Source organism: Achromobacter sp. Marseille-Q4954 (assembly GCF_943737025.1).
Taxonomy (GTDB): domain Bacteria; phylum Pseudomonadota; class Gammaproteobacteria; order Burkholderiales; family Burkholderiaceae_B; genus Achromobacter; species Achromobacter bronchisepticus_A.
Genome location: NZ_CALSFQ010000002.1, coordinates 1,403,310 through 1,418,005, shown reverse-complemented (window position 1 = coordinate 1,418,005; position 14,696 = coordinate 1,403,310). Strand labels below are relative to the sequence as shown.

Here is a 14,696-nt window from a genome sequence, read left to right as displayed (position 1 = left end):
GTCAGACCAGTTGAATGTCATAATGCCCAGGCAGTATATGGCTGTCAACGCCAAACCGGGCGGTAGCCGCGCACCCCTGCCTTGAGAATTCCGCGATGAACACCGTCGAACACATAGCCCAGCAGTTGCAGGCCCGCATCCGCCAGCGCGATTGGGCCGAGGCCGGCAAGCTGCCGGGGCAGCGCCAGTTGGCCGAGGAACTGGGCGTGAGCCGCGCCTCGCTGCGCGAGGCAATCACCATGCTGGAAGGCTTGGGACTGCTGCGCAGCGAAGCTGGCCGCGGCGTGTTCATCGCCCGGCCCGGCGAAAAAGGCCTGGGCAGCGCCTACGGCCGCTGGCGCTTCCAGGGCCGCTATGCCTTGCGCGACGTCTATCTGGTGCGCAACCAGCTGGAGGAGCTGGCCGCCGGCCTGGCCGCGGGCGTCGTCACCCAGGCGGGGCTGGCCCGCCTGCGCGCCACCATCACGCACATGGAGCAGGCCGCCGACGCTGGCGACCTGGTGGCCATGTCGGAAGGCGACCGCGCCTTCCACGCCTGCCTGTACGAGATCGCCGGCAGCCCCATGCTGCTGGACCTGGCCGAGAACATCGCCGAAGTGGTGGACGGCAGCCGGCAGGTCGCGTTCGCCGATCCGGCGCGCGTGCGCGAGCCGATCTACGAGCACGCGGCCATCATCGACGCGTTGGCCACCGGTTCCGCCGACGCCGCGCGCCGCGCCATGCGCGCCCACATCTGCAACGTGGCCGACCGCGCGGGCCTGTCGCTGACGATCCCGGGCGCCTGAGTCTCCCTAGCGCTGTCCGTCGTGCACGGACACGGCTTGCTTGGTCAGTCCGCCCAGCCGCGAATGCACTCGGCCGCCCGTGCCCATGACCAGGGCGAACAGGATCTCGTTGGCACGCGGCGCATCCTGGATGCCGATCTCGATGCTGTTGAAGTGGCTGCGCACATACGAAGCGTGGATGTAGTGCACCGGCACCATCATGCGGTAGCCGGCCACGGCCACGGCCTTGACGGCGGGCACCATGGCTTTGGGTTCGCCCAGCACGCTGCGCATGGCCCAGCCGCCGGCCTCGTGCCAGACCGCGCCATGCTCCATTTCGCCATCCAGGCCGACGATGGCGGCCTTGCTGTAGACCTCGATCTGGTCCTTGCCGCCCAGCGTCTCGACCAACTCGGTCGCCAGCAGCGTACCCAGGCTGCGCAGTTCCGCCATGAAGGGCATCAGGTCCGGTTCGTAGCGGCCGGCGTAGGGATTGCGGATGACGGCGCAGGAAGCCGCCAGCTTGAGCGGGCGTTCGGGCGCCGGGCCGTTCTCGTGGTAAGTGGTCTCGACGATGAGGCAGCGTTTGCGGATATCGATCAGCGACATGCGGGGAATTCCTGGTAGCGGTTGAAAGAGGGTGTTCTATTGCGGCGGAATGCCGGTTTCCTTGACGATGGCGGCCCATTTGTCGATCTCGGCGCGCACGAAGCCGCCGAATTCGGCCGGCGTCTGCTGCTTGACGGTCAGGCCCTGGCGTTCATAGGTCTGCCTGAGTTCGCCGTTGGCCAGGGCCTTGCCCAGCGATTGCGACAGGCGTTCGACCACGGGCGCGGGCAGGCCGGCCGGACCCATCAGGCCGAACCACACGGTCAGGTCGAAGCCGGCGGCGCCGGTTTCGTTGAGCGTGGGAATGTCCGGGGCCAACGGAAAGCGTTCGGGGGTGCTGACGCCGTAGGTCTTGACCTTGCCGGCGCGCGCCTGCTGCAGGCCGTTGGCCATATCGGTGAAGGTAAGGTCGACGGTGCCGCCGATGACGTCGGTGAGCGCCTGCGGACCGCCGCGATAAGGCACTGGCGTGACGTTGATCTTGCCCATGGCCGCGAGCTTGGCGCCGAACACCTGCGCGCTGCCCGAGCCATAGGCATAGGTCAGCTTGCCCGGATGCTGGGCGCCGTAGGCAAACAGATCGGATACCTGGGTGCCCGGCATGCGTGGCGAACCCACCAGCAGATAGGGCGTTTCGGCGACGGCGCCGATGGGCGTGAGGTCGGTGGCGGGGTTGTAGGGCAGGTCCTTGAACAGGCTCACGCCGCTGGCCGCCGTGGACACGCCCACCACCACCAGGGTGTAGCCGTCGGGCTTGGTGCGGGCCACGTCGTGGGTGCCGATGATGCCGTTGGCGCCGGGCTTGTTCTCCACCACAACCGGCTGGCCCAAATCGTCGGCCATGGCCTTACCCAGGCTGCGGGCCACCACGTCGGTGATGCTGCCTGGCGGAAAGGGCACGACCATGCGGATGGGGTGGTCGGGATAGCCCGCGGCGCCGGCGGGCGCGAGCGGCGCGCCCAGAACCAGCGCCAGCGCAAGCGCGGCGGCGGATCGTTTCATGCTTGTCTCCTGTGGATCTCGTTATCGTTGGCGTCCGGCGCTTCAGGCCGGCGCCGGGGCTTCCAGGCCTTGCAGGTAGCGGTGGATTTCGGTGTTGTCGACGCCGGCGGGCATGTCGGCAAGCGCGCGCTGCCACAGCGCCGTGCACAGCGACAGCTGCGAGGCCGGAACGCCGGCCAGGGTCTGCAGCGCATCGGCGGTGCGCAGGTCCTTGGCCATCAGCGCCAGGGCAAAGCCGCCGTTGTAGCTGCCGGGCACGATGAACTGGCGCAGCTTGGTTTCGGTGGCGACGTTGCGGCCGCTGGAGGCGTTGAGCACGTCGGTGAACACTTCCAGGTCCAGGTCCATGCGCTGCGCGATCAGGAGCGCTTCGCTGGCCGCCAGCAGGCCGGCCGCGTAGACGTAGTTGTTCAGCGCCTTCATGGCATGGGCGGAACCTACGGCGCCGGTGTGGATGAGCGAAGCCCCCATGCGCGAGAGCAGCGGGCGCACGCGCGCCAGGCCCTCGGCATCGGCGCCCACCATGATGGCCAGGGTGCCGGCGGCCGCCTTGGCCACTGCGCCCGACACCGGGGCATCGATGAGCGTCACGCCCGCCGCGCGCAACAGCGGCGCCAGCCGCAGCGTTTCGGCCGGGTTGGACGAACCCATGTCCAGCAGCACGGAGCCGGGGCGCATCACGCCCGCCAGTCCGTGTTCGCCTTCGATCACCGCGTTGGTGATGGCGCTGTCGGGCAGCATGGTGATGACCACGTCGCAGGCGGCCAGCGCCTGCAGGCCGGCGGCCGGTTTGAGCGTCTGGTTCCAGGCGGGGTGGTCCGCCAGGCGCTCCAGGCGCGCGGGGTCGCGGTCATACGCCAGGATGTTGTAGCGCTCCTCGCCGCGGGCGAGGTTTTCCAGCATGGGCAGGCCCATCATGCCCAAGCCCACGAAACCTACTGTGAGTGTCATGCATTCCCTTTATCGAATCGTCCTGGAAAGCGCGCCAGGAGCCATCTGGGATGCTAATGAATGCGTGATTTCAGCGCTTATGCTAAGTTGGCCAGGGGTTATAACAAACGATTATCGGATCAGCCATGCGATTCAAGCTCAGGCAGATGGAAGCGTTCCGGGCGGTGATGCTGACCGGTTCCATGAACGGTGCGGCCAAGCTGCTGTTCGTGTCGCAGCCCGCGGTCAGCCGCCTCATCGCCCATACCGAGCAAAGCCTGGGCCTGCAACTGTTCGAACGCGACAAGGGCAAGCTCACGCCCACCCCTGAAGCGCAGCGCCTGTTCCAGGAGGTGGGGCCGTTGTTCGACGAAGCCCTGCGCATCGACGAACTGGCGCGCGACCTGGCCGAGCGGCCGGAGGGCGCGTTGACCCTGTGTTCCAGCCCCAGCCTGGCGCTGAACTTCGTGCCGCCCGTGATCGCGCAGTACATGGAGCTCTATCCCAACGTCAGGCTCAAGTTCCACACCACGCTGCTGTCCGACATGACGCATGAGCTATTGGGACGCAAGGCGGAACTGGCCGTGTCGGTGCTGCCGATAGACCATCCCAACCTGGTGGTCGAGCCGCTGGCCACCGGCGAGATGGTCTGCATCCTGCCGCAAGGCCATGCCCTGGCCGCAAAACGGGCGGTCAGCCTGGCCGAGCTGGCCGAGTGCCGGCTGATCCTCTACAACCGCAACATCCCGTTCGGACAGTTGGTGGCCGCGGCCTTCCAGCGTGCCGGGGTAAGCTGGAATCCGGCCGTGGAAATCGTGCGCGCCGAACTGGCCTGCGCCCTGGTGCGGGTGGGCGCGGGCGTGGCCATCGTCGACGAGTTCTCGGTCGGGCAGCAGGGCTGGCCCGGCGTGGTGACGCGGCCGCTGCGCGAGTCCATCCCGCTGTCGCTGAGCCTGGTGCGTTCGCGCTTCGAGCGCCCCGGCCGCCAGGTGCAGCGCTTCGTGCGCCTGATCAAAGAGCACGCGCGGACCTCGCGCAAGCCGGGCCGCGCCCGGCCGGCTGCGTAGCCGGCATCCGCAGGGAACGGACAGCCGGCGCATTTTTCGGACACGCCTGTTGGACCTGGCGCAAGCTTGCCTCGAATAAACGCAGTTTGCGGATAGCGTCGGCCGGATCCGGCTAACGCGGCCGCGGCGCGCGGCGCCAGTATTCGCCTCACTCAATCAGCCAACGGTGAGGTGATGCGATGAAGGGTCTGGACAATAAAGTGGCCATCGTGACCGGCGGCGCCACGCTGATCGGCGCGGGCGTGGTCGCCGCGCTGCGCGCCTACGGCGTGCGCGTGGCGCTGTTCGATATCGACGCGGCCGGCGGCGAACGCGTGGCCGCCGCCGATCCGGCCGGCACGCGCTTCTGGCCGGTGGACATCGCGGAGGACGCGCAACTGGAACGCGGCGTGGCCGATGCCGCGGCGCATTTCGGCCGCATCGATTTTCTCGTCAACCTGGCCGCGACCTACCTGGACGACGGCGCCGCATCGGGCCGCGCCGACTGGCTGCGCGCGCTCGACGTGAACGTGGTCAGCGCCGTGATGGCCGCGCGCGCGGTCCATCCGCATCTGCTTGCCGCCGGCGGCGGGGCCATCGTCAATTTCACCAGCATCTCCTCGCGCGTCGCGCAGACCGGACGCTGGCTCTATCCGGTGTCCAAGGCGGCGCTGCTGCAGGTCACCCGCAACATGGCGATGGACTATGCCGCCGACGGCATACGCGTCAACTCCGTGTCGCCAGGCTGGACCTGGTCGCGCGTGATGGACGAGCTGACGCAGGGCGACCGCGCCAAGACCGACCGGGTGGCCGCGGACTACCACCTGCTGGGCCGCGCCGGCGATCCGGCCGAAGTGGCAGAGGTGGTTGCCTTCCTGCTTTCAGACCATGCCAGCTTCGTCACCGGCGCCGACTACGCGGTGGACGGCGGCTATTCCGTCATGGGCCCCGAACAGGCCAAGCCCGCGATTCCGCGCCTGGCCGCCTAGCCATACAAAGGAGAACAGACATGCGTCGAATCGCGATCGTGGGTGGAGGGCAGGCCGGCCTGCCCCTGGCGTTGGGACTGCTGGACAAAGGATATGAAGTGACTGTCGTCACCAACCGCGAGCCGGACGATATCCGGCGCGGCAAAGTGATGTCCAGCCAGTGCATGTTCGATGCCTCGCTGCAGGTCGAGCGTGACCTGGGTTTGAACCAGTGGGAGGCCGACTGTCCGACCGTCGACGGCATCGGCCTGGCGATACCGCATCCTGAGCGGCCCGGCCACAAGCTGATCGATTGGGTCGCGCGCCTGGACCGTCCCGCGCAGGCGGTGGACCAGCGCATCAAGATGCCGGCCTGGATGGAGCTGTTCGCCGCGCGCGGCGGCCGGCTGCTGATCCAGGACGGCGGCGTGGCCGAACTCGAATTGCTGGCGGCCTCGCACGACCTGGTGTTGCTGGCCGCGGGCAAGGGCGAGGTGGTCAAACTGTTCGAGCGCGATGCGCTGCGCTCGCGCTTTGACCGGCCGCAGCGCGCGCTGGCGCTGACCTATGTGCACGGCATGCGCCCGGCGCCGGAGCATTCGCGCGTCGCCTTCAACCTGATTCCGGGCGTGGGCGAGTACTTCGTGTTTCCGGCGCTGACCGTCAGCGGTCCCTGCGAGATCATGGTGTTCGAAGGCGTACCCGGTGGTCCGATGGATTGCTGGCGCGACATCAAGTCGCCGCAGGAGCATCTGGCGCAAAGCCTGCATATCCTGCACGCCTATCTGCCCTGGGAGGCCGAGCGCTGCAGCGCGGTGGAGCTGACCGACGCCAACGGCATCCTGGCCGGCAGCTTCGCGCCCACGGTGCGCAAGCCGGTGCTGACCTTGCCGTCGGGCCGGCTGGTGTTCGGCCTGGGCGATGCGGTGGTGACCAACGACCCGATCACGGGGCAGGGCTCTAACAACGCCACCAAGGCCTGCGCCGTGTACCTGGACGCGATCCTGTCGCATGGCGACGCCACCTTCACGGCGGAATGGATGCAGCGCACCTTCGAGCGTTTCTGGGACTACGCGGGCGCGGTGGTGGAATGGACCAATTCGATGTTGTTGCCGCCGCCGCCTCACCTGCTCAAGCTGCTGCAGGCCGCGGACCACACGCCGGCGATCGCCAGTACCATCGCCAACGGCTTCAACCATCCGCCGTCGCTGTACCCCTGGTGGGGCGACGCCACGGCCTGCGAAGCCTTCATCGCGGCGCAGCCGGCGCGGGCGGCGGCATGAAGCCCGATTGCGCGGCGGGCCTGCCCCTGGACTGGGGCTGCACCGATCTGCACCCCAAGGTCCTGCGCGGCGTGCTCGGCAGCTATCCGACCGGCGTGGCCATCGTCGCCACGCGTTGTCCGGACGGCCGCCGGGTCGGGCTCACCATCAACTCCTTCGCCTCGCTGTCGCTAGACCCGCCGCTGGTGTTGTGGAGCCTGGTGAACCATTCGCCCAACCTGGCGGCGTTCCGCGATTGCAGTCATTTCACCATCAGCGTTCTGGCCTGCGGCCAGGAAGAGTTGGCAATGCGCTTTGCCAGTTCCGCGGTGCCGGACAAGTTCGCGGGGGCACCCGTGCACGATGTGCCGGAAGGCGTGCCCGCCATCGAAGGGGCGGTGGCCACCCTGGTCTGCGCCAACGACCAGCAAAGCCCCGCGGGCGACCATCTGCTGTTGTTCGGCCGGGTGCTGCGCGTGGCCAGCGTGGCGGCCACGCCCCTGGTGTTCCATGCCGGGCGCTTTACCGCGCTGACCGCCGCATAGCGGCCCACTTTCATCGGAGCGCATCATGCCCCTGGAGTCAGAGGCGCAGGTCATCATCGTCGGCAGCGGCATGAATTCGCTGGTCTGCGCCGCCTTGCTGGCGCAGCGCGGCAAGTCCGTGCTGGTGCTGGAACGCAACGACAGGCTGGGCGGCTGCATCCGCACCGAGGAGCTGTTCCCCGGCTACCGCCACGACGTGCTGTCCTGCTGGTATCCGCTGTTCATGGGCAGCCCGGCCTACGCGGCGCTCAAGCCCGCGCTGCACGAGGCCGGGCTGGAATTCATGCAGGGCGAGTACGCCACCGGGTTGGTGCTGCCCGACGGCTCGGGCCTGGCCTTGAAGCAGGACGTGGCGGACAGCGCGCGGCGGCTGGATGCCTGGGCGCCCGGCGACGGCGCGGCCTTCGGTGCGATGGCGCAGCGCCTGTTCGGCGAGGACGCGGCGCTGACCTTCGGCCTGCTGGGGCAGAACCCCTACGGCGCGGGCATGCTCAAACTGCTGTTCGGCGAATGGCGCAAGCGCGGCATGGACGGCCTGGCGGCCTTTGCCGCCGACTCGATGGAGAGCTTTCGCCGCTGGTCCGAACGCGCGCTGCAGTCGGATGCCGCGCGCGCGCTGATCGCGCCCTGGGTGCTGCACACCGGCCTGGGTCCGGACGACGCCTGTTCCGCGCTGATCGGCAAGCTGACTTTCGCCGCGGTGGTGGCCGGCGGCATGCCGGTGGTCAAGGGCGGCGGCAGCGGCGTGGTGGACGCGCTGGCCGCCGTCATCGAACGGCACGGCGGCTGCTTGCAGACTGGCGTCGAGGTCGAACGCGTCATCACTAGCGGCCAGGGCAAGAGGCGCCGCGCGGTGGGCGTGCTGGCGGGGGGACGCGAGTATCGCGCGACAGAAGCCGTGGTCTGCAACGTGACGCCCGGCCAGTTGTACGGGCGGTTGCTGCCCGATGCGCCACCCGCCGTGCGCGAACGCGCCGCCGGCTATCGCTACGGCCGCGGCGGCATGCAGATCCATTTTGCGCTGAACGCGCCGCCGGACTGGCTGACGCCGGAGTTGCGCCACGTGCCGCTGGTGCACCTGACCGAGAGCATGGAGCAGGTCTGCGCCTCGGTGACCGAGGCCAACAACGGCCTGCTGCCCGCGCGTCCCACGCTGGCCATCGGCCAGCCCGTCGCGGTCGACCCCACGCGCGCGCCGCCCGGCGGCTGGATCCTATGGGTGCAGATGCAGGAACTGCCGGCGCGGATCAAGGGCGATGCCGCGGGCGAGCTGGCCGCGCCCGCCGACGGCCGCTGGAACGAGGCCTTGCGCGAGGCGATGGCCGACCGGGTGCAGGCGCGCATGGAGCGCGTGATGCCAGGCCTGGCGCGGCGCATCGTCGGCCGGCGCGCGTACTCGCCGGCGGACCTGGAAGGGCTGAACTGCAATCTGGTGGGCGGCGATCCCTACTCGGGCGTGTGTTCGCCCGACCAGTTCTTCTGGCTGCGGCCCTTTGCCGGCGGCCAGGGCGCGCGCGGCCACCGCACGCCGCTGCGCAATCTCTTTCACATTGGCGCCGCCACCCACCCGGGCCCCGGCCTGGGCGGCGGCTCCGGCTATCTCGTCGCACAACAAATAGGCAGGAGGGGAACATGAACGGACACCTGAAACTCCGGCGGCTGGCCAGCGCCTTGGCATTGGCGCTGGCCAGCGCGGGGGCCCAGGCCACCGAGGGCGGCGGCCTGGGCATCTACCCGGACGGCCTGGAAAACTTCATGTCGGGCGCGCTGCCGCCGCCGGGCGTGCACATGCTGGTCTATGCCGGCGGGGCGCGCTACGACACGCTGCGCGGCAATGACGGCCAGCGCGTGCCGGTGCCCGGCTTCAAGGTGGACGTCAACGTGCTGGCCCCGCGCCTGATCTGGGTCACGCAGCAGCAGGTCATGGGCGGACAGCTGGCCTTCCACGCCATCGCGCCGCTGCTGGACGTGACCGCCAAGGCGGCCGGACAGCGCAACCGCAGCACCGGCCTGGGCGACATGACGCTGGGCGTGGCGCTGGGTTATCACCCGTCCGAAAGCCTGCATTACGTAGTGGGGCTGGACATGTACGCACCCACCGGCGAGTACGACCGCAAGGACCCGTCCAGCCTGGGCAAGAACTACTGGACCGCGCAGCCGGTGTTCGCATTGAGCCGCATCAGTCCGGACGGTTTCAACGCCGACCTGAAAGTCATGTACGACTTCAACTTCACCAATTCCGCCACTGACACGCGCTCGGGCCAGGCCCTGCACGCCGACTACGCGCTGGGCTGGGGCGTGGGCAAGGGCTGGGTGCTGGGGGTGGGCGGCTACGCCTTCCAGCAGGTCACGGACGACAGCGGCCCCAACAGCGCCGCCGGCCGCGCCCGGGCTTTCGGCTTCGGCCCTTCGGTGCGGTACATGAATGAAAAGGGCTGGCTGTTTACTGCGAAGTGGCAGCAGGATTTCAAGGTCAAGAACCGGCCCGAGGGCGCGCAGCTGTATGTGAAGCTGGGGATACCGTTCTAGGCCTGGCGGCTGCACTGGAAGGCCCTGGCTGTCGGTCTCTGCAGGGCTGTTCTGCTGGTATCGTTGCGCTGTCGACGGGACGGGGCAGGGACATGAATCTGTACGAAGCGATACGCTGGGGCAACGAATCCGAGGACCCGTACACAGGTGGTCCGGATGGCGCGGATACCTGCTTCCTGGTGCGGGCGGAATCTGTCGAAGAGGCCGGACGGCTTGCGGATGCGGCATTGCGCGGCGCCCGGGGCGGGCTGGCGGACTGGGCCCAGGTTCTGCACTTGCTTGGCACGGAACAGGCCACGGACAGTGAGCCTCGCATCCTGCGCGGACCCTATTTGCAGCACGCTTACCGGTACGGCTGGCGTCACTGGAGCCGGGACGAGGCGATGGCGCCGTGGATTGAACAGCCGTAGGCCCGGGGCGTTCAGCGTGCAGACCTGTTCCGCCGTTCGATCTCCGCTACGGCCAACAGGATGACTTCGGCCTTGACCAGCGAGTCGTCGCTGTCGGCTTTTTCCAGCAGGTCATCGATCTGCGCGCGTAGATAGCGGCAGTCGCTGGGTTCGCCTTTGGGATTGATCTTCTTTACCTCGACCCGTATCCGGGAGACCCAGTCACGCTCGGCCTGAGCCAATTTTCCCAGACGTACTTGACGCTTGTTTGCCGCCGCGACCGCTTCTTCAGTGCCCACGGCATCCATCGTCAGGAGCGCAAGCTTTCTTCCATCCAGGGGCGCCTGAGAGAGTGGCTTGTCCAGGATCGCTTCCGCCGTTGCCAGCGACGACAGTTTATCGAGGTCCGCGCTTGGAACCTCGATGGCGCAGGCGCCAGCAGCTGCGATGTGCGAGGCGGCCCGCTGGCCTTGCGAGAGTTTCTGCAGGCGGGGTGACAAGCCATCCACGGCCGCGCGCCTGGCCTTGGCGTTTGCCTCGCCCGAGCGCAAGGCGTCACTCGAAGCCTCGAACGCCTTCATTTCGGCATCCTCCCCGGCAGATGCAGGGCTCATGACCAGCGACACGCAAAGAAGAAGACTGCTTTTCAGTGTTTTCATCGCGTTTCCTTGCAGGGGCTGCGCCGGACCGGCGGACTTTCTTCTGCGCGAGTTTCGTGGAAACACGGGCTCCGCGCCATAGAGGCCGGCAAACCAGCCAAGCACGCGTTGTTGGGATGCAACTGCAAGTCCGCTCCCGCATGGGGGCTTCGGGCTTCACTCATCAATCCGCCCGATGTTGGAATAGCATGCGGCTTGGGGATTCGCGCAGCAGATGCGCACGGGGAACATGATGAAAAGAACAATTTCGGCGCTGGCGTTTTGCTTGTGCGGCGGATTTGCCGCGGCACAGAACACGGGCAGCAGTTTTGAAGTGCGGGAGCCGATGCGCGACTCGTTGGGCTTTCCGATGGGGAGCGATGGCGGTCAGGAGTGGCTGGGCGACAAGGCGGTCGCGCACATGGGTTTCATTGCCGCTTGCAAGCTGTATCCGGCAGACGGGCCGGAGGTCCAGGGGATGGTGGCCATGGCCCTGGCGCAAGCGAGCCTGGGCATGGACCTGGCCCGCGCGCCGACGGACCCGGCCGCGCTGCGCGCCAGGCTCTCCCAGCGCTTGAATTCCCAGGAAGGGCGCAAGGACGCGGCGGAAAAAATCCAGGCCATGCGCAAGCGGGTCCTTGCCGAGCAGGCGCATGCGGGCAAGTTGATAGACGCCTCCGTGGGTTTCACGGGCAAGAATCCGAATCCTTGCGAGCTTGAACGGCACTACGCGCGTCAGTTCCTGACAAAGCACAAGGACGGCGCCATGAAGGCCGCTCCCAAGATCAATCAGCTCGCGCGTGAGGTCATGGCGCAGGATGCCTCTGCCAAGGCCAAGCCGGCCGGGCCAGCCCGACCCTGAAGCGGCGCCGCTTCACCCGCGCCGCCGCAGGCTCTGACTTGGACTCACGCCGTAGCGTTCCTTATATCCGGCGCTGAAGCGTCCCATGTGAGCAAAGCCCCAACGCAGCGCCACGCCGGCGATGTTGCGGCTTTCGCCCGAGACCAGCTCGGCGTGCGCGCGCTCCATGCGCAGGTCGCGCAGGTAATGCATGGGACTCACGCCCAGGAATTCCTTAAATCCCGTGTACAGGCTGCGCACGCTGACGCCGGCGATGCGTGCCAGCTGTTCGGCGCTGACGGGTTCGTGCGCGTGCGCCTGCAGGTAATCCTGGACGCTGCGCACGTGGCGCGGCAGCACCGCGCCGCGGCGGCCGGGCAGGGCGCCGGTGTAGTTGTGGGGCTGGGCCGACAGCAGGGTGGCGGCGACTAGCTGTTCCATCTGGTGCACGATGAGCTTGTGCTCGGCCAGGTTGGCATGCTGCGTCGAGCAGTCCAGCAGATAGCTCATCAGGCAGCGCCAGGCGGGACATTCGCGCCAGCGGAATCCCAGTTGGAAACGCAGCGGCCGGTCCAGCGCACAGCCCAGATGGCCCACCAGCGTGCGTTCCAGCAGCGAACGGCCCACGCGCAGCATGAACTGGTCGTTGTCGTCGGCCCAGCGCATGGCCAGGTCGTCGTCCGGGCTGACGACCGAGGCGACCTCGGGCGTCGAATCCAGCTGCTGGGGGCCGCTGCTGATGCGGGCGCAGCCCGACAGTGGCATCTGCACCAGGAAGAAGTCCTCCAGCGGACCGGGACGGATCTCGACGTTGGCGCCGTAGCGCAGGCGGTTCAGCGAGACCTCGCCCAGCGGCTGGTGGTGCATGCGGGCGTCCAGGCGCTGCAGCGCGCCGACCACGCCCAGGTGGTGCGGACGCATGACGCGGCCGACCATGGAACGGGCTTCGTCCAGATCGCCGGAGGCGAACAATTGCTGCGCCGGCAGGCCCAGGACCGACTCGATCCGCGGCGCGGCCGGCGGCCAAGTCGTGCTGGTGGCGGACTGCATCGTGTCGAGCATGGGGAAACTCCACTGCCGGGGCCTTGAAGGCTTTGATAGTAAAGCTGCGCCGGACAGGGCGGACTGGTGGAAAACCCGTCCAGAGGCAGGGGGCGCTATCCGTTTTTTGCGGCGGCTGTCCGGTGTACGCAGAAAAACAGTCGAGATTTATATTGACAACCAGTTTCCATAGTTGGAAACTGGTTGTCAATTAAACCGAAAGACCGGGAGGCCAGCAATGAATCCAACCAAGGAAGAACGGCTCACCGGGGTGATCCTGACCTTGTTCCAGTTGAACGGCGCGCTGCTCGATTGGGGCGATGCCTTCGTCGCGCCGCAGGCGCTGACCAGCGCGCGCTGGCAGATGCTGGGCGCCCTGGCGTTGGCGGGACAGCCTCTGAGCGCGCCGCAGGTCGCCGCCGCCATGGGCGTGACGCGCCAGGGCGCGCAGAAGCAGCTCAACCTGCTGTCCGAGGCGCAACTGGTGGAGGTCCGCCCCAATCCGCAACACAAGCGCTCGCCGCTGTACCGGCTGACCGATGAGGGGCGGCGCGTCTATGGCGCCATCGACGCGCGCTGGAAGGAGCGCGCGCGCCAACTGGCCGGCGGCTTCAGCGCCGCTGAACTGGAAACGGCGGGGAGGGTGCTGGCGGGCCTGCTGGCCGCGCACGTTCCCGCGCACGGGGAGCAAGGTCATGAAACATAGAATCCATGCTGTTGCCGCCATGTCGACGCTGCTGTTTTTGGCGGCGTTCTGGATTTCGACGGTGGTGTCCGAACTGTTCCTGACCGCGTCCGCGGTGGCCCAGGTCAAGCTTGCCATCGCGTATGCGCTGTTGGGTTTCGTGCCCGTCATGATGCTGACCGCCGCCAGCGGTTTCCTGATGGGCGGCAAGGGCAGGCATCCGCTGCTGCTGGCCAAGCGCAAACGCATGCCTTTCATCGCGGCCAATGGTTTGCTGATTCTGGTTCCCGCGGCGGTGTTCCTGGCGCTGCGCGCGCAGGCGGGCTTGCTGGATGGGGTGTTCTACGGGGTGCAGGCGGTGGAGCTGGCGGCAGGCGCGGCCAACCTGACGCTGATCGGATTGAACATCCGTGACGGCCTCAGGCTGGGCCGCTTGCGGCGGGGCGCGCGAGAACAGGGCCGGTCCTAGCCTCCCGTCCCGTTGCGCGGGACGAGAGGCCAGCCGGCCCTGTTGCCTCAGTGCATCTTGCCGTAGCGTCCGGCGTTGAAGTCCTGGATCGCTTCAACAATTTCCGCCTGCGTGTTCATCACGAAGGGGCCGTAGCCGACCACCGGCTCGTCGATGGGCTCGCCGCTCAACACCAGGAACACCGCGTCGTTGTTGGCTTCGACGGTGATGTCCTCGCCCTCCAGGGAGAACAGCGCCAGCTGCGCATCGCGCGCCACGGTTTCGCCGTTGACCAGCACCGTGCCGCGCAGCACCACCAGCATGCTGTTGCGGCCCTCGGCGACGGGGAAGGTCGCCGACTTGCCGGCGGCCAGCCTCACGTCCCACACGTCCATCGGCGTGAAGGTGCGCGCCGGTCCCGCGTGGCCCGCGTAATTGCCCGCGATCACGCGCAGCGTGCCCGCGCCGTCAGGCAGTTCCACCGCCGGGATGTCCGCGTCGAGGATGCCCTGGTAGCCGGCCGGCGCCATCTTGTCCTTGGCGGGCAGGTTGACCCAGAGCTGCACCATTTCCAGCTCGCCGCCCTTGCGGGTGAAGGCGTGGGAATGGAATTCCTCATGCAGGATGCCGGAGGCCGCCGTCATCCATTGCACGTCGCCGGGACCGATGACGCCGCCGTTGCCGGTGGAATCGCGGTGCTCGACTTCGCCGCTATAGACGATGGTCACGGTTTCAAAGCCGCGGTGCGGATGCTGCCCGACGCCGCGCGGATGCTCGGCCGGCTCGAACTGCGCCGGTCCGGCGTAGTCCAGCAGCAGGAACGGGCTGGTGTTCTTGCCTTTGTCGTTGTAGGAGAACATGGAGCGCACCGGGAAGCCGTCGCCCACCCAGTGGGGACGGGGGCTGGCATGCAATCCAAGGATCTTCTTCATGGTCGTATTTCCTGTTGCGCGGCCCCATCGGGGCCGTTCGTCATGATTAATAAGATAAGGGCGCCAC

General features: G+C 67.8%; 17 protein-coding genes. 11 read left to right on the top strand and 6 right to left on the bottom strand.

Annotated elements, in window-relative coordinates; translation table 11 throughout:
• Positions 1–95 precede the first annotated feature (95 nt).
• Positions 96–785, top strand: coding sequence for a FadR/GntR family transcriptional regulator (locus NGK62_RS24570; RefSeq protein WP_054459156.1), 690 nt, complete (start codon positions 96–98; stop codon positions 783–785).
• Between the two features lie 6 nt (positions 786–791).
• On the opposite strand, the gene NGK62_RS24565 is transcribed toward NGK62_RS24570, so the two are convergent.
• Genes NGK62_RS24565 through NGK62_RS24555 form a run of 3 tightly spaced genes read right to left on the bottom strand, consistent with a single transcriptional unit; the run spans position 792 to position 3,326 of the window.
• Positions 792–1,373: an amino acid synthesis family protein gene (locus NGK62_RS24565; protein WP_251880734.1), complete on the bottom strand. Its 582-nt coding sequence runs from the start codon at positions 1,371–1,373 to the stop codon at positions 792–794.
• Positions 1,374–1,409: 36 nt separating this feature from the next.
• Positions 1,410–2,375, bottom strand: coding sequence for a Bug family tripartite tricarboxylate transporter substrate binding protein (locus NGK62_RS24560; RefSeq protein ID WP_251880732.1), 966 nt, complete (start codon positions 2,373–2,375; stop codon positions 1,410–1,412).
• A 42-nt stretch (positions 2,376–2,417) separates the two neighbouring features.
• Positions 2,418–3,326 carry an NAD(P)-dependent oxidoreductase gene (locus NGK62_RS24555; protein ID WP_251880731.1) on the bottom strand — a complete coding sequence of 303 codons (909 nt, stop codon included), beginning with the start codon at positions 3,324–3,326 and terminating at the stop codon, positions 2,418–2,420.
• Positions 3,327–3,451: 125 nt separating this feature from the next.
• On the opposite strand from NGK62_RS24555, the gene NGK62_RS24550 reads away from it, so the two are divergent.
• The 7 genes from NGK62_RS24550 to NGK62_RS24520 all read left to right on the top strand — a co-directional run bounded on the left by NGK62_RS24550 (position 3,452) and on the right by NGK62_RS24520 (position 10,065).
• Positions 3,452–4,372 carry a LysR family transcriptional regulator gene (locus tag NGK62_RS24550; RefSeq protein WP_251880730.1) on the top strand — a complete coding sequence of 307 codons (921 nt, stop codon included), beginning with the start codon at positions 3,452–3,454 and terminating at the stop codon, positions 4,370–4,372.
• Between the two features lie 179 nt (positions 4,373–4,551).
• Complete coding sequence (locus NGK62_RS24545; protein WP_251880728.1) at positions 4,552–5,340, top strand: SDR family oxidoreductase; 789 nt, start codon at positions 4,552–4,554, stop codon at positions 5,338–5,340.
• Positions 5,341–5,360: 20 nt separating this feature from the next.
• Positions 5,361–6,602 carry a styrene monooxygenase/indole monooxygenase family protein gene (locus NGK62_RS24540; protein WP_059379362.1) on the top strand — a complete coding sequence of 414 codons (1,242 nt, stop codon included), beginning with the start codon at positions 5,361–5,363 and terminating at the stop codon, positions 6,600–6,602.
• Positions 6,599–7,126, top strand: coding sequence for a flavin reductase family protein (locus NGK62_RS24535; protein ID WP_059379363.1), 528 nt, complete (start codon positions 6,599–6,601; stop codon positions 7,124–7,126). Before NGK62_RS24540 ends, NGK62_RS24535 begins: the two co-directional genes overlap by 4 nt.
• Before the next feature lie 25 nt (positions 7,127–7,151).
• Complete coding sequence (locus tag NGK62_RS24530) at positions 7,152–8,762, top strand: phytoene desaturase family protein (protein ID WP_251880727.1); 1,611 nt, start codon at positions 7,152–7,154, stop codon at positions 8,760–8,762.
• Positions 8,759–9,655, top strand: coding sequence for a SphA family protein (locus NGK62_RS24525; RefSeq protein ID WP_251880725.1), 897 nt, complete (start codon positions 8,759–8,761; stop codon positions 9,653–9,655). The genes NGK62_RS24530 and NGK62_RS24525 overlap by 4 nt, the downstream gene beginning before the upstream one ends.
• A gap of 92 nt (positions 9,656–9,747) precedes the next feature.
• Positions 9,748–10,065 carry a hypothetical protein gene (locus NGK62_RS24520; protein WP_251880724.1) on the top strand — a complete coding sequence of 106 codons (318 nt, stop codon included), beginning with the start codon at positions 9,748–9,750 and terminating at the stop codon, positions 10,063–10,065.
• 11 nt (positions 10,066–10,076) lie between these two features.
• Here NGK62_RS24520 and NGK62_RS24515 read toward each other — a convergent pair whose 3' ends face one another.
• Positions 10,077–10,703 carry a hypothetical protein gene (locus NGK62_RS24515; protein WP_251880722.1) on the bottom strand — a complete coding sequence of 209 codons (627 nt, stop codon included), beginning with the start codon at positions 10,701–10,703 and terminating at the stop codon, positions 10,077–10,079.
• Between the two features lie 229 nt (positions 10,704–10,932).
• On the opposite strand from NGK62_RS24515, the gene NGK62_RS24510 reads away from it, so the two are divergent.
• Entirely contained in the window at positions 10,933–11,544 is a 612-nt protein-coding gene (locus NGK62_RS24510; RefSeq protein ID WP_251880720.1) for a hypothetical protein, read from the top strand.
• Positions 11,545–11,556: 12 nt separating this feature from the next.
• Here the strand turns inward: NGK62_RS24510 and NGK62_RS24505 are convergent, their stop codons facing one another.
• The gene (locus NGK62_RS24505) at positions 11,557–12,585 is read right to left on the bottom strand and encodes an AraC family transcriptional regulator (RefSeq protein ID WP_251880719.1); all 1,029 of its coding nucleotides are present in this window, start codon (positions 12,583–12,585) and stop codon (positions 11,557–11,559) included.
• 217 nt (positions 12,586–12,802) lie between these two features.
• On the opposite strand from NGK62_RS24505, the gene NGK62_RS24500 reads away from it, so the two are divergent.
• Positions 12,803–13,270 (top strand): MarR family winged helix-turn-helix transcriptional regulator, encoded by a 468-nt coding sequence (locus tag NGK62_RS24500; protein WP_118933967.1) that lies wholly within the window; start codon positions 12,803–12,805, stop codon positions 13,268–13,270.
• Complete coding sequence (locus NGK62_RS24495; RefSeq protein WP_251880717.1) at positions 13,260–13,718, top strand: hypothetical protein; 459 nt, start codon at positions 13,260–13,262, stop codon at positions 13,716–13,718. The genes NGK62_RS24500 and NGK62_RS24495 overlap by 11 nt, the downstream gene beginning before the upstream one ends.
• Positions 13,719–13,765: 47 nt before the next feature.
• On the opposite strand, the gene NGK62_RS24490 is transcribed toward NGK62_RS24495, so the two are convergent.
• Positions 13,766–14,629 (bottom strand): pirin family protein, encoded by an 864-nt coding sequence (locus NGK62_RS24490; protein WP_118933965.1) that lies wholly within the window; start codon positions 14,627–14,629, stop codon positions 13,766–13,768.
• Positions 14,630–14,696 lie beyond the last annotated feature (67 nt).